Annotated in this window: 17 protein-coding genes and 1 pseudogene; 8 read left to right on the top strand and 10 right to left on the bottom strand. The window is 62.5% G+C overall.

What is annotated here, in order from left to right:
- Positions 1 to 56: 56 nt before the first annotated feature.
- The 3 genes from ACF8MI_RS24105 to ACF8MI_RS24095 all read right to left on the bottom strand — a co-directional run bounded on the left by ACF8MI_RS24105 (position 57) and on the right by ACF8MI_RS24095 (position 2,570).
- Positions 57 to 827: a MetQ/NlpA family ABC transporter substrate-binding protein gene (locus tag ACF8MI_RS24105; protein ID WP_016712836.1), complete on the bottom strand. Its 771-nt coding sequence runs from the start codon at positions 825 to 827 to the stop codon at positions 57 to 59.
- A 64-nt stretch (positions 828 to 891) separates the two neighbouring features.
- Positions 892 to 1,563: a methionine ABC transporter permease gene (locus ACF8MI_RS24100; protein WP_010951513.1), complete on the bottom strand. Its 672-nt coding sequence runs from the start codon at positions 1,561 to 1,563 to the stop codon at positions 892 to 894.
- On the bottom strand, positions 1,563 to 2,570 hold the full coding sequence (locus tag ACF8MI_RS24095) for a methionine ABC transporter ATP-binding protein (protein ID WP_060499830.1): 1,008 nt from the start codon (positions 2,568 to 2,570) through the stop codon (positions 1,563 to 1,565). The genes ACF8MI_RS24100 and ACF8MI_RS24095 overlap by 1 nt, the downstream gene beginning before the upstream one ends.
- A 226-nt stretch (positions 2,571 to 2,796) precedes the next feature.
- Between ACF8MI_RS24095 and katE the strand changes: the two genes are divergently transcribed.
- The gene (katE, locus tag ACF8MI_RS24090) at positions 2,797 to 4,932 is read left to right on the top strand and encodes a catalase HPII (RefSeq protein ID WP_200928925.1); all 2,136 of its coding nucleotides are present in this window, start codon (positions 2,797 to 2,799) and stop codon (positions 4,930 to 4,932) included.
- Between the two features lie 78 nt (positions 4,933 to 5,010).
- On the opposite strand, the gene ACF8MI_RS24085 is transcribed toward katE, so the two are convergent.
- The 4 genes from ACF8MI_RS24085 to zur form a co-directional block, all read right to left on the bottom strand.
- Positions 5,011 to 5,718, bottom strand: coding sequence for a PA5502 family lipoprotein (locus ACF8MI_RS24085; protein WP_200928926.1), 708 nt, complete (start codon positions 5,716 to 5,718; stop codon positions 5,011 to 5,013).
- Positions 5,719 to 5,845: 127 nt separating this feature from the next.
- Positions 5,846 to 6,628, bottom strand: a complete 783-nt coding sequence (znuB, locus tag ACF8MI_RS24080) for a zinc ABC transporter permease subunit ZnuB (protein ID WP_060499827.1) — start codon at positions 6,626 to 6,628, stop codon at positions 5,846 to 5,848.
- A complete protein-coding gene (znuC, locus tag ACF8MI_RS24075) occupies positions 6,621 to 7,394 on the bottom strand; it encodes a zinc ABC transporter ATP-binding protein ZnuC (RefSeq protein WP_200928927.1) in 774 nt (257 codons plus the stop codon). Before znuC ends, znuB begins: the two co-directional genes overlap by 8 nt.
- Positions 7,391 to 7,876, bottom strand: a complete 486-nt coding sequence (gene zur / locus ACF8MI_RS24070) for a zinc uptake transcriptional repressor Zur (RefSeq protein ID WP_003253002.1) — start codon at positions 7,874 to 7,876, stop codon at positions 7,391 to 7,393. Before zur ends, znuC begins: the two co-directional genes overlap by 4 nt.
- Before the next feature lie 18 nt (positions 7,877 to 7,894).
- Between zur and ACF8MI_RS24065 the strand changes: the two genes are divergently transcribed.
- A complete protein-coding gene (locus ACF8MI_RS24065; protein ID WP_060499826.1) occupies positions 7,895 to 8,851 on the top strand; it encodes a zinc ABC transporter substrate-binding protein in 957 nt (318 codons plus the stop codon).
- 48 nt (positions 8,852 to 8,899) lie between these two features.
- Here ACF8MI_RS24065 and ACF8MI_RS24060 read toward each other — a convergent pair whose 3' ends face one another.
- Both ACF8MI_RS24060 and ACF8MI_RS24055 read right to left on the bottom strand, forming a co-directional pair.
- Positions 8,900 to 9,850 carry a homoserine kinase gene (locus ACF8MI_RS24060; RefSeq protein WP_060499825.1) on the bottom strand — a complete coding sequence of 317 codons (951 nt, stop codon included), beginning with the start codon at positions 9,848 to 9,850 and terminating at the stop codon, positions 8,900 to 8,902.
- A 69-nt stretch (positions 9,851 to 9,919) separates the two neighbouring features.
- A complete protein-coding gene (locus ACF8MI_RS24055) occupies positions 9,920 to 10,207 on the bottom strand; it encodes a DUF2782 domain-containing protein (protein ID WP_013970316.1) in 288 nt (95 codons plus the stop codon).
- A gap of 75 nt (positions 10,208 to 10,282) precedes the next feature.
- Between ACF8MI_RS24055 and polA the strand changes: the two genes are divergently transcribed.
- Positions 10,283 to 13,030 (top strand): DNA polymerase I, encoded by a 2,748-nt coding sequence (gene polA, locus ACF8MI_RS24050; protein WP_200928928.1) that lies wholly within the window; start codon positions 10,283 to 10,285, stop codon positions 13,028 to 13,030.
- A gap of 416 nt (positions 13,031 to 13,446) precedes the next feature.
- Here the strand turns inward: polA and yihA are convergent, their stop codons facing one another.
- A complete protein-coding gene (gene yihA / locus ACF8MI_RS24045) occupies positions 13,447 to 14,079 on the bottom strand; it encodes a ribosome biogenesis GTP-binding protein YihA/YsxC (protein ID WP_019099202.1) in 633 nt (210 codons plus the stop codon).
- A gap of 201 nt (positions 14,080 to 14,280) precedes the next feature.
- Between yihA and ACF8MI_RS24040 the strand changes: the two genes are divergently transcribed.
- The 5 genes and pseudogenes from ACF8MI_RS24040 (at position 14,281) to ACF8MI_RS24020 (ending at position 18,839) form a co-directional block, all read left to right on the top strand.
- Positions 14,281 to 14,583 carry a cytochrome c5 family protein gene (locus ACF8MI_RS24040; protein WP_016712845.1) on the top strand — a complete coding sequence of 101 codons (303 nt, stop codon included), beginning with the start codon at positions 14,281 to 14,283 and terminating at the stop codon, positions 14,581 to 14,583.
- Between the two features lie 31 nt (positions 14,584 to 14,614).
- Positions 14,615 to 15,232, top strand: a complete 618-nt coding sequence (locus ACF8MI_RS24035; protein ID WP_016712846.1) for a cytochrome c — start codon at positions 14,615 to 14,617, stop codon at positions 15,230 to 15,232.
- Positions 15,233 to 15,383: 151 nt separating this feature from the next.
- The gene (dsbA, locus tag ACF8MI_RS24030; protein WP_060499823.1) at positions 15,384 to 16,016 is read left to right on the top strand and encodes a thiol:disulfide interchange protein DsbA; all 633 of its coding nucleotides are present in this window, start codon (positions 15,384 to 15,386) and stop codon (positions 16,014 to 16,016) included.
- A gap of 34 nt (positions 16,017 to 16,050) precedes the next feature.
- Positions 16,051 to 16,883: pseudogene (locus ACF8MI_RS24025) on the top strand (endonuclease/exonuclease/phosphatase family protein).
- Between the two features lie 27 nt (positions 16,884 to 16,910).
- Complete coding sequence (locus ACF8MI_RS24020) at positions 16,911 to 18,839, top strand: GGDEF domain-containing protein (RefSeq protein ID WP_104833648.1); 1,929 nt, start codon at positions 16,911 to 16,913, stop codon at positions 18,837 to 18,839.
- Positions 18,840 to 18,874 lie beyond the last annotated feature (35 nt).

Here is an 18,874-nt window from a genome sequence, read left to right as displayed (position 1 = left end):
ACAACGATTTGTGTAGGAGCGGGTTTACCCGCGAAGAATCCAGCGCGATGTTCGGCTTAGAACGCCGGAACCACAGCGCCCTTGTACTTCTCGACGATGAACTGCTTCACCTCAGGCGAGTGCAGCGCAGCTGCCAGCTTCTTCATGTCTTCCGAGTCCTTGTTGTCCGGGCGGGCAACCAGGATATTCACGTAAGGCGAGTCGCTGCCTTCGATGGCCAGCGCGTCCTTCTCCGGGTTCAGCTTGGCTTCCAGCGCGTAGTTGGTGTTGATCAGGGCGGCATCGACCTGGGTCAGCACGCGCGGGATGGTGGCCGCTTCCAGCTCACGGAACTTGATGCTTTTCGGGTTCTCGGCCACATCCTTCACGGTGGACAGGATGTTCTTGTTGTCCTTCAGCTTGATCACACCGGCCTTGTCCAGCAGCAACAGGGCGCGGCCGCCGTTGGTGGCGTCATTGGGGATGACCACGGTGGCGCCGGAAGACAGCTCGTCCAGCTTCTTGATCTTGGTCGAGTACACGCCCAGCGGCTCGATGTGCACGCCGGCTACGCTCACCAGTTGGGTACCCTTGGCCTTGTTGAACTCATCCAGGTACGGCTGGTGCTGGAAGAAGTTGGCGTCCAGGCGCTTTTCGGCCACCTGCACGTTCGGCTGGATGTAGTCGGTGAACTCCTTCACCTTCAGCTCCACGCCCTCTTTCGCCAGCTGTGGTTTGACGAAGTTGAGGATCTCGGCGTGCGGCACCGGTGTGGCGGCAACGGTCAGGGTATCGGCGTGGGCCGAGAAGGCCGCGACAGCGGCAGCAACAGCAAGCAGCTTCTTCATCAATCACTCCTTGTGAGGGCCGCGACGGCCCCCGAACGGGTCGGCCGGGCCGACCCCATTGGGGTTACTTACGGGAAAAATGCACGACCAGTTTGTCGCCCACGCTCTGCAGTACTTGAACCAGTACCAGCAGCAGTACCACGGTCACCACCATTACATCGGTCTGGAAGCGCTGGTAACCGAAGCGGATGGCCAGGTCGCCCAGGCCACCGGCACCGACCACACCGGCCATGGCGGTGTACGACACCAGGGTGATGGCGGTGACGGTGATGGCCGCGAAGATGCCCGGGCGGGCCTCGGGCAGCAGCGCGCTGGTGATGATCTGGCGGGTAGTGGCGCCCATCGACTGGGTAGCCTCGATGATGCCGCGGTCCACTTCACGCAGGGCGGTTTCCACCAGGCGCGCGAAGAACGGCGTGGCACCTACCACCAGCGGCGGAATGGCGCCGGCAACGCCCAGCGAGGTGCCGGTGATCAGCACGGTGAACGGGATCATCACGATCAGCAGGATGATGAACGGCAGCGAACGCAGGATGTTCACCACCAGCGACAGCAATGCATACACGCCCTTTTGCTCGAACATCTGCTTAGGCCCGCAGAGGAACAGCAGCACGCCCAGCGGGAGGCCCAGCAGCACGGTGAAGAACAGCGAGCCGAACAGCATGATCATGGTATCGACGGTGGCCAGCCAGATTTCGGCCCAGTCGACGTTGGCAAAGAAATTCAGGGCGTCCATCAACGCAGTACCTCCATATGTACGTCAGCTGCCTTGAAGCGGGCGAATGCCGCTTCCATGTCACCGCCGATCAGGGCGAGGGTGAGCTGGCCATAGGGGACATCCTTGATGCGGTCGATACGCCCGGCGAGGATGCTGTAGTCCACACCGGTTTCGCGGGCTACGGTGCCCAGCAGCGGCGCGTAGGTGGCGTCGCCCTGGAAGGTCAGGCGCACGATGCGGCCCGGTACGTGAGCGAAGTCGTCGCGCTGCTCGCCTTCGTCGACTTGCTCGTCTTCCTGGACAAAGCGCTTGGTGGTGGGGTGCTGCGGGTGCAGGAACACATCGGCCACCGAGCCTTGCTCGACGATCTGGCCGGCGTCCATCACTGCCACGCGGTCGCAGACACGGCGGATCACGTCCATTTCATGGGTGATCAGCACGATGGTCAGCTTCAGCTCACGGTTGATCTCGGCCAGCAATTGCAGGACCGAGGCCGTGGTTTGCGGGTCGAGGGCACTGGTGGCCTCGTCGCACAGCAGGATCTTCGGGTTGGTGGACAGGGCGCGGGCGATGCCGACACGCTGCTTCTGGCCGCCAGACAACTGCGCCGGGTACTTTTTGGCGTGGTCTTGCAGGCCGACACGGGCCAGCAGCTCGGTCACGCGTTTGTCGATTGCGCTGCGCGACAGCTCGCCGGCCAGGGTCAGTGGCAGGGCGACGTTGTCGGCGACCGTCTTGGAGGCCAGCAGGTTGAAGTGCTGGAAAATCATCCCGACCTGCTGGCGGAAGCCGCGCAGCTGGCTGGCGTTGAACGCGGTGACGTCTTCGCCGTCGACGATGATCTTGCCGCCGGAAGGTTCTTCCAGGCGGTTGATCAGGCGCAGCATGGTGCTTTTGCCAGCGCCGGAATGGCCGATCAGGCCGAACACCTGGCCATCTTCGATGGTCAGGCTGGTCGGATTCAGTGCGGGGATTTCCCTACCGGCAACGCGGTAGGTTTTATGTACCTGTTGGAACTCGATCACGTAGCGAACCTTGTGGGGCGCATGAAATTTGGGTCAGCGGTTAGCTGGGGTCGCGCATTTTAGCCTTTTCCCATAGCTGTTCTTAGCATTTATTTCGTAATGCACCAATCCATCGGGCATATCGCGACAACCGGTAATCCTGATTGAACGCTCGGCAAAGCCTGCCAGTCACTAGTTGAACACGCCCGCAACGGGCACGCCTGAAGACTGATGAGGAGAGCCGACCATGCCCAGCAAGAAAACGGACGCGCCCAAGCAGAGTGAAGCCGCTGGCACCCAGACCCCGGACCGGGCCAATACCAATGCCAAGTTGCAGAGCCTGGAAACTTTCCGCAGCGACGCTACCGGCCAGGCCCTGCGCACCAACCAGGGGGTGAAGATTGCCGACAACCAGAACAGCCTCAAGGCTGGCGCACGCGGGCCTTCGCTGCTCGAAGACTTCATCATGCGCGAGAAGATCACCCACTTCGACCATGAGCGCATTCCGGAGCGCATCGTGCATGCCCGTGGTACCGGGGCGCACGGCTACTTCCAGAGTTATGGCAAGCATGCGGATCTGACCAAAGCCGGTTTCCTGCAAGACCCCGACAAGATCACACCCGTGTTTGTACGCTTTTCCACCGTGCAGGGGCCCCGTGGTTCGGGGGATACCGTGCGTGATGTGCGCGGCTTCGCGGTCAAGTTCTATACCGACGAGGGCAATTTCGACCTGGTCGGCAACAACATGCCGGTGTTCTTCATCCAGGACGCCATCAAGTTCCCCGATTTTGTGCATGCGGTCAAACCCGAACCGCATAACGAGATTCCTACCGGTGGCTCGGCCCACGATACGTTCTGGGATTTCGTTTCACTGGTGCCGGAATCGGCCCACATGGTGATGTGGGCCATGTCAGACCGGGCTATCCCGCGCAGCTTGCGCATGATGGAAGGCTTTGGGGTGCATACCTTCCGGCTGATCAACGCCGAGGGCGTGGCCAGTTTCGTCAAGTTCCACTGGAAGCCGCGCCAGGGCGTGCATTCACTGCTGTGGGACGAGGCGCAGAAACTGGCGGGCAAGGACACTGACTTCCAGCGCCGTGACTTGTGGGAGGCGATCGATACCGGCGATTATCCGGAATGGGAACTCGGCGTGCAGATCGTGCCGGAGGCCGACGAGCACAAGTTTGACTTCGACTTGTTGGACCCTACCAAGATCATCCCGGAAGAGCTGGTGCCCGTAACGCCCTTGGGCAAGATGGTGCTGAACCGTAACCCGGACAATTTCTTTGCCGAGGTCGAACAGGTGGCGTTCTGCCCAGGCCATATCGTGCCGGGAATCGACTTTACCAATGACCCATTGCTACAGGGCCGGCTGTTCTCGTACACCGATACCCAGATCAGCCGCCTGGGCGGGCCGAACTTCCATCAGATCCCGATCAACCGCCCGGTAGCGCCTAACCACAACAACCAGCGTGATGCCCTGCACCAGCATGTCGTGCACAAGGGGCGGGCGTCCTACGAGCCAAACTCGATCGACGGTGGTTGGCCAAAGGAAACCCCGGCAGCGGCGCAGGACGGGGGTTTCGAGAGCTACCAGGAGCGTATCGATGCGCACAAGATCCGTCAGCGCAGCGAGTCGTTCGGTGATCACTTCTCGCAAGCCCGGTTGTTCTTCCAGAGCATGAGCCCGACCGAGCAGCAGCACATCATCAAGGCTTACAGCTTCGAGTTGGGCAAAGTGGAGCGCGAACATATCCGCGCCCGGGAAGTGAATGAAATTCTCGCCAATATCGATTTGAAGCTGGCGGCGGCGGTTGCAGCGAACCTGGGCCTGCCTGCGCCGAAAGCGGGTACGGTGCAGGTGAAGGGCAGCCAGCTGGCGCAATCACCGGCCTTGAGCCAGATGAACCACCCAGGTTCAGTGGGTATCAAGGGGCGCAAGATTGCCGTGCTGGTGGCTAATGGCGTGGACGCTGCAAGCGTGGACAAATTGGTCAAAGCCCTGGAGGCGCGCAGTGCCCGGCCGATGCTGTTGGGGCCGACCTCGGCGCCGGTAACGGCGACGGATGGCAAGCAACTGCCGGTGGATGCATCGATGGAGGGGATGCCATCGATCATGTTCGACGGGATTGTCGTGCCATCAGGTAAGGCTTCGACGGATGCCTTGGCAGCTAGCGGGCTTGCCAAGCACTTCTTGCTGGAAGGCTACAAGCACCTGAAGGCGCTGGTGTTGACCAAAGAGCTGGCGACTGGTCTGGGGCTCAAGGAGGACAAGGGGTTGCTGCTGGGGGATGACCAGAAAGCCGTGGATGCCTTTGTCAAAGCCGTTGAGGGGCATCGGGTCTGGGAGCGGGAGGCAGCTGCGGAATCTATTCCTGCCTGATAGGGTCCTTTCGCGGGTAAACCCGCTCCTACAGGGATAACGCTAACCCTGTAGGAGCGGGTTTACCCGCGAAGTTTTTTACTGCTGGTGCGGTACCAACACCACTTGGGCCGGCAGCGAACGCTGGATTTCATGTTTCTGCTTCAGCTCGTACTCGCTGTCGATCTTGCGCACGCGCTTCTCCAGCAAGGTCTTCAGCCACGGCGCGTCGCCGATGCGCGGTACCTGGAACACCACCTCGCAGTCATAGCTCACAACATCGGCCGCAATGTCATCGAGTTGGCGGCGCATGGCCCGGCTATCGGTGGTTTTCAAGGCCACCACCGTGCTTGGCGCTGTCGGGTCGATGATGCGTGCCTTGGGCCTGGCTTCGGCGGCTTTCAAGGCAGCCTCTGCCTTCTCCAGTTCGGCCTTGCGTGCCTGGGACAGTGGGTCGCCACCGGTTACTGCCGGGGCTTGTGGCATCAATGCGCGGGCGCGAGCCAGGGCGGTAGCTGCTGCGTTCACATCGCCCTTTTGCAGGACGATTTGGCTGCGTTGCAGATAGGCTTCGGCCAGCTGACGCTGGTATTGCTCCAGGCGCGCGTCATCAGGCGACTGGGCCTGCAGCGCTGCCAGCTGGTCTTCGGCGGTGGCCAGCTCATTGCTGGCGATGTTTTGTTGCAACTGCTGCCATGCATCGGCTTGGGCAGGTACCGCGGCCTGTTCGACCGGCGCGCTGGAGCAGGCAGCCAGGAACAGGGAAAACGCGGCAACAAGCAGATAACGGGAGGCGAACGGCTTCATTCCTGCGACTCTCTATTTGCGCAAAAAGCGAGCAAGTCTACACCCAGGTGCGCACGCTCGAAAACAGGTCTTACAAACCCTTTACCCGGCAAAAGGTTGCAAGGCGTGCCATCACACGCCCTGTCTTTCAGCGTTTTGGCAGGGCCAGGCTCAGCAAGAATAGCACCGCCGCGCAGACCACGATCGACGGGCCGGCGGGGGTATCCTTGAACCAGGACATGGCCAGGCCACCGCAGACGGCGGTGACGCCCAGTAGGCTGGCGCCCAGGGCCATCTGCTCGGGGGAGCGGGCGTGACGTTGCGCCGCAGCGGCGGGGATGATCAGCAGCGAAGTGATCAGCAACACGCCGACGATCTTCATGGCCACGGCAATGACCACTGCGATCAGCAGCATCAATGCCATGCGCAGGCCGGCAACGGGCAGGCCTTCGACCATGGCCAGTTCCTCGTGCACGGTGACCGCCAGCAGCGGCCGCCACAGCACGGCGAGCAGTAGCAGGACCAGCGCACTGCCGCCGAGAATCCAGGCCAGGTCTGTGCTGCTGATGGCCAGCAAGTCGCCGAACAGGTAGGCCATCAGGTCGATGCGCACATCGTGCATGAAGCTCAGTACCACCAGGCCCAGCGACAGGGTGCTGGGGGCGAGGATGCCGAGCAGGGTGTCGGAGGCCAGCGGTTGGCGTTGCTGCAGGGTCACCAGCAGGATCGCCAGCAGCAGGCAGCCGACGGTTACCGCCAAGGCTGGGCTCACGTCCAGCACGAAACCCATTGCCACGCCCAGCAACGCGGCGTGGGACAGGGTATCGCCAAAATACGCCATGCGCCGCCACACCACGAAAGAACCGAGTGGGCCCGCAACTACTGCCAGGGACAATCCCGCAAGCAAGGCGTAAAGAAGAAAATCAGCCATGCTTGCAGTGCTCTCCGTGAACATGGGTGCCGGGGGCGACGACCGAGCCGTGCAGGTCGTGGCTGTGGTCGTGATGGTGGTGGTAAACGGCCAGGCTCGGGGCGTTCTGGCCGAACAGTTCGACGAAGGCCGGGTCGTTGCTGACTTGCTCAGGGTGGCCCGAGCAGCACACATGGCGGTTCAGGCACACCACCTGGTCGGTGGCGCTCATCACCAGGTGCAGGTCGTGGGACACCATCAGCACGCCGCAGCCGTGGCGGTCGCGCAGGCGGGTGATGAGGTTGTACAGCTCGGTCTGGCCGACCACGTCCACGCCCTGCACCGGCTCGTCGAGTACCAGTAATTGAGGTTCGCGCAGCAAAGCACGGGCCAGCAGCACGCGCTGCATCTCGCCACCGGAAATGGTCTGGATCGGGCTGTCAATGACCTGCTCCGCGCCCACTTCCTGCAACGCCGACAAGGCTGCCGCGCGGTCCACGCCGGGCACCAGGCGCAGGAAGCGCAGCACCGACAGCGGTAGCGTGGCGTCGACCTGGATCTTCTGCGGCATGTAGCCAATGCGCAGTTTCGGCTTGCGCCATACCTTGCCGCGGTGCGGCTTGAGCAACCCTAGCACGGCGCGCACCAGGGTGGTTTTGCCCGCCCCGTTGGGGCCGATCAGGGTGACGATCTGGCCCGGTGCGACCGACAGGTCGATGCTGTCGAGCACTGCCTCGCTGCCAAAGGTAACGCCCACCTGTTCCAGGCGGATCAGCGCATCGCTCATGCCGCGCTCCGGCAATTGCCGCACAGGCCGACCACTTCCACGGTCTGGGTCTCGACCGTGAAGCCCACGCCCTTGGCGCTGTTGATGATGGCTTCGCTGATGCTGCTTTGCTCCAGCTCGATGGCCACATGGCAGGCCCGGCAGATCAGGAACTGGCCCTGGTGCACGTGCTCGGGGTGGCTGCAGCCGATGAAGGCGTTGAGCGAGGCGATGCGGTGCACCAGGCCGTTTTCCAGCAGGAAGTCCAGCGCGCGGTATACCGTAGGCGGGGCGGCGCGGCGGCCGTCCTGCTCGCTGAGCACGGCGAGGATGTCGTAGGCGCCCAGCGGCTTGTGGCTTTGCCACACTAGCTCCAGCACACGGCGGCGCAGCGCGGTCAGGCGCAGGCCCTGGCGGGTGCACAAGGCGTCGGCTTCAGCCAGTGCGCTGTGTACGCAATGGGAGTGATCGTGAGGACGGTTGGCCAGCGGCGTGATGGACATGGGCAGCGACGGTTCTGGATGGAGACGTTATTATGTTACCTGTTTCTGACGACTCGAGTATCCACCGTGTCCCGATTCCTAGCTCTGTTTGTCGCTTTCATCGCATTTTCCGCTCAGGCCGATGTGCGTGTGCTCACCAGTATCAAGCCCCTGCAGCAGATTGCCGCCGCTGTGCAGGATGGCGTTGGCAGCCCTGATGTGCTGTTGCCGCCAGGCGCTTCACCCCACCACTACGCGCTGCGCCCTTCCGATGTGCGGCGGGTAGGCGATGCCGACCTGCTGTACTGGGTCGGCCCGGACATGGAGAACTTCCTGCCGCGGGTGCTGGGCAGCCGCAGCAAGCCCACGGTGGCGGTGCAGTCGCTGACGGGCATGAAGTTGCGTCATTTTGGCGAGGACAGCCACTCCCATGAGGAAGAGGATCACGACGATCATGACCACGATCACCGCCCAGGTAGTCTCGATGCACATTTGTGGCTGTCGTCGGTCAATGCGCGGGTAATCGCGGCGAAAATGGCTGCGGACCTGGCTCAGGTAGACCCGGCCAACGCTGCCCGCTATCAGAGTAACCTCAAGGCGTTCGATGAGCGCCTGGATGCGCTGGATGGTCGTATCAAGGCCCGTGTGGCGGGTATCACCGACAAACCGTACTTCGTTTTCCACGAAGCGTTCGACTACTTCGAGGCCGAGTACGGCCTGAAACACACGGGCGTGTTCAGCGTGGCCTCCGAGGTACAGCCTGGCGCGCAACATGTTGCTGCTATGCGTAAGCGCTTGCAGGAAGTGGGTAAAACTTGTGTGTTCAGCGAACCGCCGCTGCGGCCGCGGCTGGCCGAGACCCTGACCGCCGGGTTGCCGGTACGCCTGGCCGAGCTGGATGCGCTGGGCGGGACAGACCCGGTGGATGGCAAGGGCTATGAGCGCTTGCTGGAGAAGCTGGGTGGTGACCTGGCTGGGTGTCTGGAGCAGTTGTAAGCCTGTTCCGGCCCTTCGCGAGCAAGCTCGCGAAGAAGCAGACGCGGTCTAGAGAGCGAACGGCAGGTGCAAAGCCACCTGCTGGCGCTGCGCCAGACGCACCTCGAACTCGCTCGGGTCATGGATCATCACATCCATCCCGGCAAACGATTCCGCCGCAATCAAGCGCGACAGCCAGAAGCGCACACACCCTACCCGCAACATCTCCGGCCACAGCTCGGCCTCGGCCGCCGTGAACGGCCGCAGCGCCGCATAGGCCGCCAGCAGCGCCTGTGCGCGTGGCACATCGATCGCGCCGTGTTCATCCAGGCACCAGTCGTTCACGGTAATGGCGATGTCATACAGCATCGGGCCGGAGCAGGCGTTGTAGAAGTCGATCACACCGGTCAGGTGGGTGCCTTCGAACATCACGTTGTCGCGGAACAGGTCGGCATGCAGGTTGGCCCGTGGCAAGGCCAGGATCTGCGCCTTGTGCGCGGTTATCTCATCCAGTGCCGGCTGCAGCAGTGCGGCTTGTTGGGCAGTCAGGCGTGGCAGCAGCTCGGCACCCGAGGCCAGCATCCAGTCCAGGCCCCGGTCGGTGCGGCGCTCGATGATGTGCTCGCGGGTGGCCAGGTGAATATGCGCCAGCAGTTCGCCTACCTGGGCGCAGTGCTGGTTGTTCGGCGCCTTGATGTGCTTGCCCGACAACCGTGGCTGCAACAGCGCAGGCTTGCCACACAGTTCGCGCAGGCCGTTGCCGTCGCGGTCACGAAGGGCATAGGGCACCGGCATGTCGGCAGCGTGCAGGGTGTCGAGCAGCTCGATGAAGAACGGCATGTCTTCGCTCGGCCCACGCTCGATCAGCGTCAGGACGAACTCCCCCTGTTCGAGGCTGACGAAGAAATTGCTGTTCTCGGTGCCGGCGGCAATGCCCTGGAAGTCGAGCAGACGGCCCAGCTCGTACGGCGCCAGAAAGGTTTCCAGCTCAGGCCGGGTCACGGGGGTGAAGACTGACATGATGAAAAATTGCCCATACGGGCACTTCCGCCGGGAAGTGCCGGGTTGATGTGAACGGTGCGCGTCAGATTACCACTCGAAGATCTTCCAGGACGGAATCAGCATGTCCGGCTGGTCGGAACGAATGAAATTGCCATCAGAGCCATCGGCGCGTACCAGGAAATAAGGCTTGCCGTTTTTCGGCGTGATCTTGATCGCATACAGGAAGCCGTTCTGCCGGTATTCCTGGATGGTTTTGTCGCCTTCCGTGCGAATGGTCACCTCGGGATCGGCCGAGGGGGCGTCGTCCGCCGCCAGGGTAACGACAGGCATGGTTGCCAACAGGCCGAGTAGTAACAGGCGATTGAGTGTACGCATGATAACCTAGTCCCTTTGTCGTCAATGATTCTGGCTATTCTAGCGCCGGACCCGTCGAAAAGGTTGATTCTGCTCATGAGCCAAGCGCCCCTCGTCCTGGTGGACGGTTCCTCCTACCTGTACCGCGCCTTCCACGCGCTGCCGCCGCTGACCACGTCCAAGGGCATGCCGACCGGTGCGGTGAAGGGTGTGCTGAACATGCTCAAGAGCCTGCGCAGGCAATACCCCGACAGCCTGTTCGCGGTGGTGTTCGACGCCAAAGGCGGCACTTTCCGCGATGCCATGTTCGCCGAGTACAAGGCCAACCGCCCCAGCATGCCGGACGACCTTCGGGTGCAGGTCGAGCCGCTGCATGCCAGCGTGAAGGCGCTGGGCTACCCGTTGCTGTGCGTCGAGGGTGTCGAGGCTGACGACGTCATCGGCACCCTGGCCCGCAGCAGCGCCGCACAAGGGCGCCCGGTGATCATCTCGACCGGTGACAAGGACATGGCACAGCTGGTGGACGGGCACATTACCTTGGTCAACACCATGACCGGAAGTGTGCTGGACGTGGCTGGCGTGCACGAGAAATTTGGCGTCGGCCCGGAACATATCATCGACTTCCTGGCCCTGATGGGCGACAAGGTCGACAACATTCCTGGCGTGCCGGGCGTGGGCGAAAAGACCGCCGTGGGCCTGCTGACCGGCATCGGTGGTGGCCTCAGCGACTTGTACGCCAACCTGGACAAGGTGCCGGCGCTGGCCATTCGGGGCGCCAAGACCTTGCCGAACAAGCTGGAAGAGCACCGCGATGCGGCGTTTCTGTCCTATGAGCTGGCCACCATCAAGGTCGACGTGCCGCTGGATGTCGAAGTGGATGCACTGGTGTGTGGCGAGCCGGACCGTGAAGCGCTGCTTGCGCTGTACACCGAGATGGAGTTCAAGAGCTGGGTCGCCGAGGTGCAGCGTGACGCGGCCAAGGCCGGTGATGACGTGGCACCGGTCGAGGTGCCAGCCGCCAAGGCCGAACCCAAGTACGAAACCATCCTCGACCAGGCCCGTTTCGATGCCTGGCTGGAAAAGCTGCGCCAGGCGCCGCTGTTTGCCTTCGACACCGAGACCACCGGCCTGGACGCCCAGCAGGCGCAGCTGGTTGGCCTGTCGTTCGCCGTCGAGCCACATGAAGCAGCCTATGTGCCCTTGACCCACGATTACGAAGGCGCGCCGGCCCAGCTGGACCGCGAGGCCGTGCTGCTGGCCCTGAAGCCGTTGCTGGAAGACCCGGCCAAGGCCAAGGTCGGGCAGAACGCCAAGTACGACATCAACATTCTGGCTAACGGCTCGCCTGCCATCGAGATGCGCGGCGTGGCCTACGACACCATGCTCGAGTCGTATGTGCTGAACTCCACGGCTACCCGCCACGACATGGACAGCCTGGCGCAGAAGTACCTCGATCACACCACCATCGCCTTCGAGGACATCGCCGGCAAAGGTGCCAAGCAGCTCACCTTCAACCAGATCCACCTGGACAAGGCCGGCCCCTATGCCGCCGAAGATGCCGACATCACCCTGCGCCTGCATCACGCACTGCAAGCCCGTCTGGCGCAGACGCCGAGTGTGCAGCCGGTGCTGATGGACATCGAAATGCCGCTGGTGCCGGTGCTGGCCAAGATCGAGCGCCAGGGGGCGTTGGTCGATGCCGCACTGCTGCAGGTACAAAGTGGTGAGCTGGGTGTGAAGATGGCCGAACTTGAACAGCGCGCCTATGAGCTGGCCGGTGAGGAATTCAACCTCGGCTCGCCCAAGCAGCTGGGCTCGATCCTTTACGACAAGCTGGGCATGCCGGTACTGAGCAAGACGGCCAAAGGCCAGCCATCCACCGCCGAAGCTGTACTCGACGAGTTGGCCGAGCAAGGCTACCCGCTGCCTGAGGTGCTGATGCAGTACCGCAGCCTGAGCAAGCTCAAGAGCACCTACACCGACAAGCTGCCGGGCCAGATCAACCCGCGCACCGGGCGTATCCACACCTCCTACCAGCAGGCAGTGGCAGCCACTGGCCGGCTGTCGTCGAGCGACCCGAACCTGCAGAACATCCCGATCCGCACCGCCGAAGGCCGCCGCATCCGCCAGGCGTTCATTGCCAGCCCGGGCTACAAGCTGCTGGCGGCGGACTACTCGCAGATCGAGCTGCGCATCATGGCCCACCTGGCCAAGGACGAAGGCTTGTTGCATGCCTTCCGCAATGACCTGGACGTACACCGCGCCACGGCGGCGGAAGTGTTCGGTGTGGCCCTGGAAGACGTCACAACCGACCAACGCCGCAAGGCCAAGGCCATCAACTTCGGCCTGATCTATGGCATGAGCGCCTTTGGTCTGGCCAAGCAGATTGGTGTCGACCGCAAGCAATCGCAGGACTACATCGACCGTTACTTCGCCCGCTACCCGGGCGTACTGGCCTACATGGAGCGCACCCGCGCCCAGGCTGCCGAGCAAGGCTTTGTCGAAACCCTGTTCGGCCGCAGGCTGTACCTGCCGGACATCAACGCCAAGAACCCGGCCCTGCGCAAAGGCGCCGAGCGCACGGCGATCAACGCACCGATGCAGGGTACCGCAGCCGACATCATCAAGCGGGCCATGGTCAATGTGGACAACTGGCTGAGCGAGAGCGGGCTGGATGCCCGGGTGATCCTGCAGGTACACGACGAACTGGTACTTGAGGTGCGTGAGGACCTGGTTCAGCAGGTGAAAGATGAAATTCGCCAGCACATGAGCAAGGCGGCGGAACTGGATGTGCCGCTGCTGGTGGAAGCAGGAATTGGCGCGAATTGGGACGAAGCTCACTGATTGAGCGGGGAAAGCTGTGTAGGATCTGCGGCGGAGTGACGCGGATCCTGGCACTGCTCAGTGCCATTGGTGCTGAAGTTTCATGAAACTATCGCAAATAGTTTTCAGGGATTTGGAACTAAACCGGTGAACCGGAACTCAGAGTAACTGAATGGCTGGTGAAGCCCTTCGATGCTCCTATGTTGTGTTAAGTGTTGGCAGATATCTGGACCCCGCCCTAGCGGTCCGGACTTGGACCCCGAACTTCCCCCTCCCCATACGAAGTCCGGGGTTTTTTTTGCCCGGAATTTGACCTAGGCCTGGTGAAGAACCCTGTGGGAGCGGGCGTGCCCGCGAACCTGGGCGAAGCCCAGGCCATGCTCCGCGCTGGATTCTTCGCGGGCACGCCCGCTCCCACAGGGTGGTCGCCCTCGCCTTCAGGCTACCGGCTTGTCTTCCAGCTCCATCCAATCCGCCAGCACCCGGTAGGCGTCTTCCACGCCCAGGCGCTTGGGCGCCGAGAACAGCTGGATGGTCACGCCATCACCCCAGCCCTTGCGGATTTCCGACTGCACTTTCAGCAGGGTGTTCTTGCCCGCGCCGTGGGTCAGCTTGTCGGCCTTGGTCAGCAGGATGTGCATCGGCATGCTGCTGGCCTTGGCCCAGTCGAGCATCATTTTGTCGAAGTCGGTCATTGGGTGGCGCACGTCCATCATCAGGATCACGCCACGCAGGCACTCACGGCTGCCCAGGTAGGCTTCCAGGTGTTTCTGCCAGTGCTGCTTGAGCGGGATCGGCACTTTTGCATAACCGTAGCCCGGCAGGTCGACCAAACGCCGTTCATCGTCCAGACTGAAGAAATTCAACAGCTGGGTGCGCCCGGGGGTTTTCGAGGTACGCGCCAGGCTGGCATGAGTCAGGGTGTTGAGGGCGCTGGATTTGCCGGCGTTGGAGCGGCCGGCGAAAGCCACCTCGTAACCCTGGTCGTCCGGGCATTGTTCGACCTTGGCTGCGCTGAGGGCGAATTTGGCTTTCTGGCAGAGGCCGAGGATGGGGTTCTTGACTTGCATGGGATATCCGATGTGGGTGTTGCCTGACTCTGAAGGCCCGAGCCTGGCAAGCGGTGTCGTTTCCGTTTGGATGGCGGAAGTATATAATGCCCCAGTTTTTGTGTGCTCATTCTCCCAGCGAAGGGGAAGGAGCATGGGGTGTCGAACAATAGCTCGCGCAACAGAACGCAGCGCGGCCCCCAACCCTGAAGGTCGTTCCGCATGGCGAAATGGCTGCTTGCTGTCGGTATGTTCCTGCCGGTTTTCAGCGCACAGGCTACACAGGATCCCGAGGTGTTGTACAACCGCACGTGTGCGGCCTGTCACACCGGGCAGTTGCCACAGGCACCCAGACGGGGTGACCGGGCAGCATGGGAGCCAAGGCTGGCGCAAGGCATGGAGGTACTGGTGAAGCACGTGACCCAGGGTTTCAAGGCTATGCCGCCGCGTGGATTGTGCATGGACTGCAGTGCCGAGGACTACCGTTTGGTCATCCTTTGGATGAGCGGCAGTCCCGATACATAACATTTCACCCTTAGCCGTGTTGGATTAGCTGATGAACAAACTAGTCGTGAGTCTGCTGTTGACCCTGGGTGTCGCAGGTGCGGCCACTGCTGCGCAACCTATCAAAGGCGATGCCGCCGCCGGCCAGGCCAAGACCGCCGTTTGTGGCGCCTGCCACAACCCCGACGGCAACAGCCTGGCACCGAACTTCCCCAAATTGGCCGGCCAGGGCCAGCGTTACCTGGAAAAACAACTGCACGACATCAAGTCGGGCAAGCGCACCGTGCTGGAAATGACCGGCATGCTGGCCGCGTTCAGCGACCAGGACCTGGCTGACATTGCCGCCTACTTCGCCAGCCAGAAAGGCAGCGTGGGGGCCGCCGATCCCAAGCTGGTCGAGCGTGGCCGTGCGCTGTTCAACGGCGGCGACCTGGAAAAAGGAATGCCGGCCTGCACAGGCTGTCACTCGCCGAATGGCGCGGGCATCGCCCTGGCTGGCTTCCCGCACCTGGGCGGGCAGCATTCGCAGTACGTGACCAAGCAGCTCACGGACTTCCGCGAAGGCAACCGCACCAACGATGGCGATGCGATGACCATGCGCACCATCGCCGGCAAGCTGAGCAACCACGACATCGAAGCGTTGGCCAGCTACATCCAGGGCCTGCATTAACTTTCAGTTAATGTTGTAGGCCAATGATGAAAGGGCGGCCGGGCCGCCCTTTTTTCAGTCCGCAGCCGTTACACTACAGAACTCGAGCCCTTCCCGGCCTGTCCTATTGCAGGTCGCGTCGTGGCGACCCATGACTGCTCAGGAGTAAAGCATGCGTAAACTGATTCTCAGCGCTGCGCTGGTCGCCGCCAGCGTGTTCGGTATGACAGCCGTCCAGGCCGCCGAGCCTGTCGCCGGCAAGGAATACATCGAGCTGAGCAACCCTGTTCCGGTTTCCGTGCCTGGCAAAGTCGAAGTGGTCGAGCTGTTCTGGTACGGCTGCCCACATTGCTACCACTTCGAGCCGGTCATCAATCCATGGGTCGAAAAACTGCCCAAGGACGTCAACTTCAAGCGCGTACCGGCCATGTTCGGCGGCCCATGGGACGCACACGGCCAGATGTTCCTCACCCTCGAAGCCATGGGCGTCGAGCACAATGTTCACGCGGCAGTGTTCGATGCCATCCAGAACCAGCGCAAGCGCCTGACCGACCCTAACGACATGGCCGACTTCCTCGCCACCCAAGGCGTGGACAAGGACAAGTTCCTCGCCACCTTCAACTCGTTCGCCATCAAGGGCCAGGTCAACCAGGCCAAAGAACTGGCGAAAAAGTACGAAATCACCGGCGTACCGAGCATGGTGGTCAACGGCAAGTACCGCTTCGACCTGGGCACCGCTGGCGGGCCGGAAGGCGTGCTGAACGTTGCCGACCAACTGATCGCCAAGGAGCGCGCCGCTAAGTAAGCGGCGTAACCCATGCCCCGCTTCCGAGCCACGCGTGGCATTGGCCTGCACCAGCCGCAGGTCAACGAGCATCACTTGCAGGCTTCTGGCCTGCCCGAGGATGGTCGGCTGCGGCTGCTCAGTTTCAATATTCAGGTCGGCATCAGCACCGAGCGCTACCGGCATTACCTGACCCGCAGCTGGCAGCACTTGCTGCCGCACAATGGTCGGGCCGGCAACCTGCAGAAAATCGGCGAACTGCTGGGCGACTTCGACCTGGTGGCCTTGCAGGAAGCCGACGGTGGCAGCCTGCGCTCGGGTTACATCAACCAGGTCGAGCACCTGGCGCAATTGGGGGCCTTTCCCTACTGGTACCAGCAGCTCAACCGCAACCTCGGGCGTCTCGCCCAGCACAGCAATGGCGTCCTCAGCCGCCTGAAGCCGCAGGTGCTCGAAGACCACCCGTTGCCTGGCCCGGCCGGTCGCGGGGCGATTCTTGTGCGCTTTGGCGAAGGCGAAGATGCGCTGGTCGTGGTGATGATGCACCTGGCGCTCGGCGCCAAGACGCGAGCCCTGCAACTGGGTTATATCCGCGAGCTGATTGGTGGTTATCGTCATCAGGTGCTGATGGGCGACATGAACACCCATGCCACCGACCTGCTGGAACACTCGCCGCTGCGCGACCTGGGCCTGATTGCCCCGCAAGTCGAGGCCACCTTCCCCAGCTGGCGACCACAGCGTTGCCTGGACCATATCCTGCTCAGCCCAAGCCTCACGCTGGAGCGTGTCGAGGTGCTGGCACGGCCAATTTCCGACCACCTTCCCGTTGCAGTCGAGATTCGATTGCCTGATGCATTGACTGTGGATACGCTGCCGGTCTTGAGCTAATTGCCATCACCGTTTGCGGACCCGGGCATGACTGAAGACGCTGAGCGCTGGAAAGAAAAATACCTTAAAAGCATCGAGCAGCAAGAAAAGCTCGAACGCCGGTGGGACGCCCGTCTCGACCTGCTTCGTCGTGGCCTGGTGCGCAGCAGCCTGGCTGCAGAAGGCAGTGACAAGGTGGTGGACGCGTGCATGAAGGAAATGCGCGAAGTCATCCGCAGTGACAACATGGACGCCGGCCTCGCCGGTTTGATCCCGCGCCTTGAAAAGGCGGTGCTGGACTCCGAACAGCGCCGTGAAACCCGCATGAACCAGGTCAGTGATGCGCTCGCCGCGCTGGTTGGCCAATTGCAAGGCCTGTCGTTGCCCAGCGATATCTCGCGTGCGCTGAAAAAACTGGCGAAGAAGCTCGAGGGTGGCGTTGCCCAGTCCCGCGATCTGCCGCCGCTGCTGGGCGAGTTGAGTGGCTTGCAGGGCCGCGCCCTGTCGGCGCTTGGTAAGCCGGAGGATGAGGCCCGGCCCGGTTTCTTGCAGCGCTTGTTCGGTAGCCGCGAGGATGACCCGCAAGGCGAGCCAATACCTGAGCCGGTGCCAGTGCCTGCTGCCGAAGCGCCGCCTCAGGTTGCGCAGCCCCCTCTCGAAGCCCCGCAGCCCGACGATATGGATGCGCTGCAACCGTTGCCGGCCCTTGTCCCTGAAGCGAGCGCAGCGGTCGAACCCGAGCCGGAGCTACAGGGCCCAGCGCTGATCGAAACGGCTGAAACACCCGCCGCCCAGCAACCGCTGCAGGAAAACGTGTCGGAGCCCGACGCGACCGCCAGCGAACCCGTGGCAGCAGCACAATCGACACCCACGCTCGAAGAGACGTTCGGCGAAGACGGCCCTTATGCCCTGCCCTATGCCGTCGAACCCCCCTACAGCCAGGTTGCCTCCCACATCGAGCAGACCCTGATCGGGCTGCTTGATGACCTCAGCCTGCCCGAGCGGCACAAGGCCCAGGCGCTGGAAATGCGCGAGCGGGTTGCCCGTGGCCTGAACTGGTACGAGCTGATCCCGGTGCTGGATGACCTGGCTGTGCTGATGCTGGCAATAACCGACAGCGGCCAGCACGAATTCGAAACCTACCTGCAACAGCTCAACGAACGCCTGGAAGGCTTCCAGAGCCACCTGCAGGAGGCCAGCGCCGGCCATGCCGACAACAGCAGTGCTGCCCGTGAACTGGATACCCAGCTGCGCGAGCACGTCGACGGCTTGCAAAGCAGTGTGCAAGGCGCCGCCGATGTGGACAGCCTCAAGCACATCCTGGAAAACCGGCTGGAAGGCCTGTTGGTCACCATGGACGAGCACAAGCTTGAGCGTGATCGCCGCGAGCAGGAGCTGGCAGGCCGCCTGCAAGGCTTGTCGGAGCGGGTGGCGAACATGGAGCATGAAGCGCTCGGTTACCGTGAACACCTGGAAGAGCAACGGCAGAAAGCCCTGCTCGACCCGCTCACCGGCTTGCCCAATCGTGCGGCCTGGAGCGAGCGGGTAGAACGCGAAATACTTGAATGGCAAGAGGCCGGCGGCCATCTGGCCATGGCGATTCTCGACCTGGACCACTTCAAGCGCATAAACGATAGCTATGGGCACCTGGCCGGGGACAAGGTACTCAAGATTGTCGCTGACCAGCTGAGCAAACGCCTGCGTGGTCGTGACTTCATTGCCCGTTTCGGGGGCGAGGAGTTTGTCCTGTTGCTGCCGCAGACGTCACCCGCGGCAGCGGCCCAAATGGCGGAAGTACTGCGCGCCACCGTGGAGGCCTGCCCGTTCCACTTCAAGGGTGAGCGGGTGGTGATCACCACTTCGATCGGCCTGGGGGCGTTTCGCTCTGGCGAGCGTGGCGACCAGGTGCTCAAACGCGCCGATGCGGCGCTGTACCGGGCCAAGGCGCTGGGACGTAACCGCGTCGAGCAGAGCTAGCGTTTGCTGACACTGACTCACGATAAGCGCGGCCA

Origin of the sequence: Pseudomonas sp. yb_9, assembly GCF_043103635.1 — a bacterium.
Classification (GTDB): domain Bacteria; phylum Pseudomonadota; class Gammaproteobacteria; order Pseudomonadales; family Pseudomonadaceae; genus Aquipseudomonas; species Aquipseudomonas monteilii.
The sequence above is the reverse complement of the archived record's forward strand: the minus strand, read 5'-3'. Positions and strand labels throughout refer to the sequence as shown.

Coding starts and splice junctions, on each gene's coding strand:
- ACF8MI_RS24105 (WP_016712836.1), bottom strand. CDS start 827: ATGAAGAAGCTGCTTGCTGTTGCTGCCGCTGTCGCGGCCTTCTCGGCC.
- ACF8MI_RS24100 (WP_010951513.1), bottom strand. CDS start 1,563: ATGGACGCCCTGAATTTCTTTGCCAACGTCGACTGGGCCGAAATCTGG.
- katE (WP_200928925.1), top strand. CDS start 2,797: ATGCCCAGCAAGAAAACGGACGCGCCCAAGCAGAGTGAAGCCGCTGGC.
- ACF8MI_RS24085 (WP_200928926.1), bottom strand. CDS start 5,718: ATGAAGCCGTTCGCCTCCCGTTATCTGCTTGTTGCCGCGTTTTCCCTG.
- znuB (WP_060499827.1), bottom strand. CDS start 6,628: ATGGCTGATTTTCTTCTTTACGCCTTGCTTGCGGGATTGTCCCTGGCA.
- znuC (WP_200928927.1), bottom strand. CDS start 7,394: ATGAGCGATGCGCTGATCCGCCTGGAACAGGTGGGCGTTACCTTTGGC.
- zur (WP_003253002.1), bottom strand. CDS start 7,876: ATGTCCATCACGCCGCTGGCCAACCGTCCTCACGATCACTCCCATTGC.
- ACF8MI_RS24065 (WP_060499826.1), top strand. CDS start 7,895: ATGGAGACGTTATTATGTTACCTGTTTCTGACGACTCGAGTATCCACC.
- ACF8MI_RS24060 (WP_060499825.1), bottom strand. CDS start 9,850: ATGTCAGTCTTCACCCCCGTGACCCGGCCTGAGCTGGAAACCTTTCTG.
- ACF8MI_RS24055 (WP_013970316.1), bottom strand. CDS start 10,207: ATGCGTACACTCAATCGCCTGTTACTACTCGGCCTGTTGGCAACCATG.
- polA (WP_200928928.1), top strand. CDS start 10,283: ATGAGCCAAGCGCCCCTCGTCCTGGTGGACGGTTCCTCCTACCTGTAC.
- yihA (WP_019099202.1), bottom strand. CDS start 14,079: ATGCAAGTCAAGAACCCCATCCTCGGCCTCTGCCAGAAAGCCAAATTC.
- ACF8MI_RS24040 (WP_016712845.1), top strand. CDS start 14,281: ATGGCGAAATGGCTGCTTGCTGTCGGTATGTTCCTGCCGGTTTTCAGC.
- ACF8MI_RS24035 (WP_016712846.1), top strand. CDS start 14,615: ATGAACAAACTAGTCGTGAGTCTGCTGTTGACCCTGGGTGTCGCAGGT.
- dsbA (WP_060499823.1), top strand. CDS start 15,384: ATGCGTAAACTGATTCTCAGCGCTGCGCTGGTCGCCGCCAGCGTGTTC.
- ACF8MI_RS24020 (WP_104833648.1), top strand. CDS start 16,911: ATGACTGAAGACGCTGAGCGCTGGAAAGAAAAATACCTTAAAAGCATC.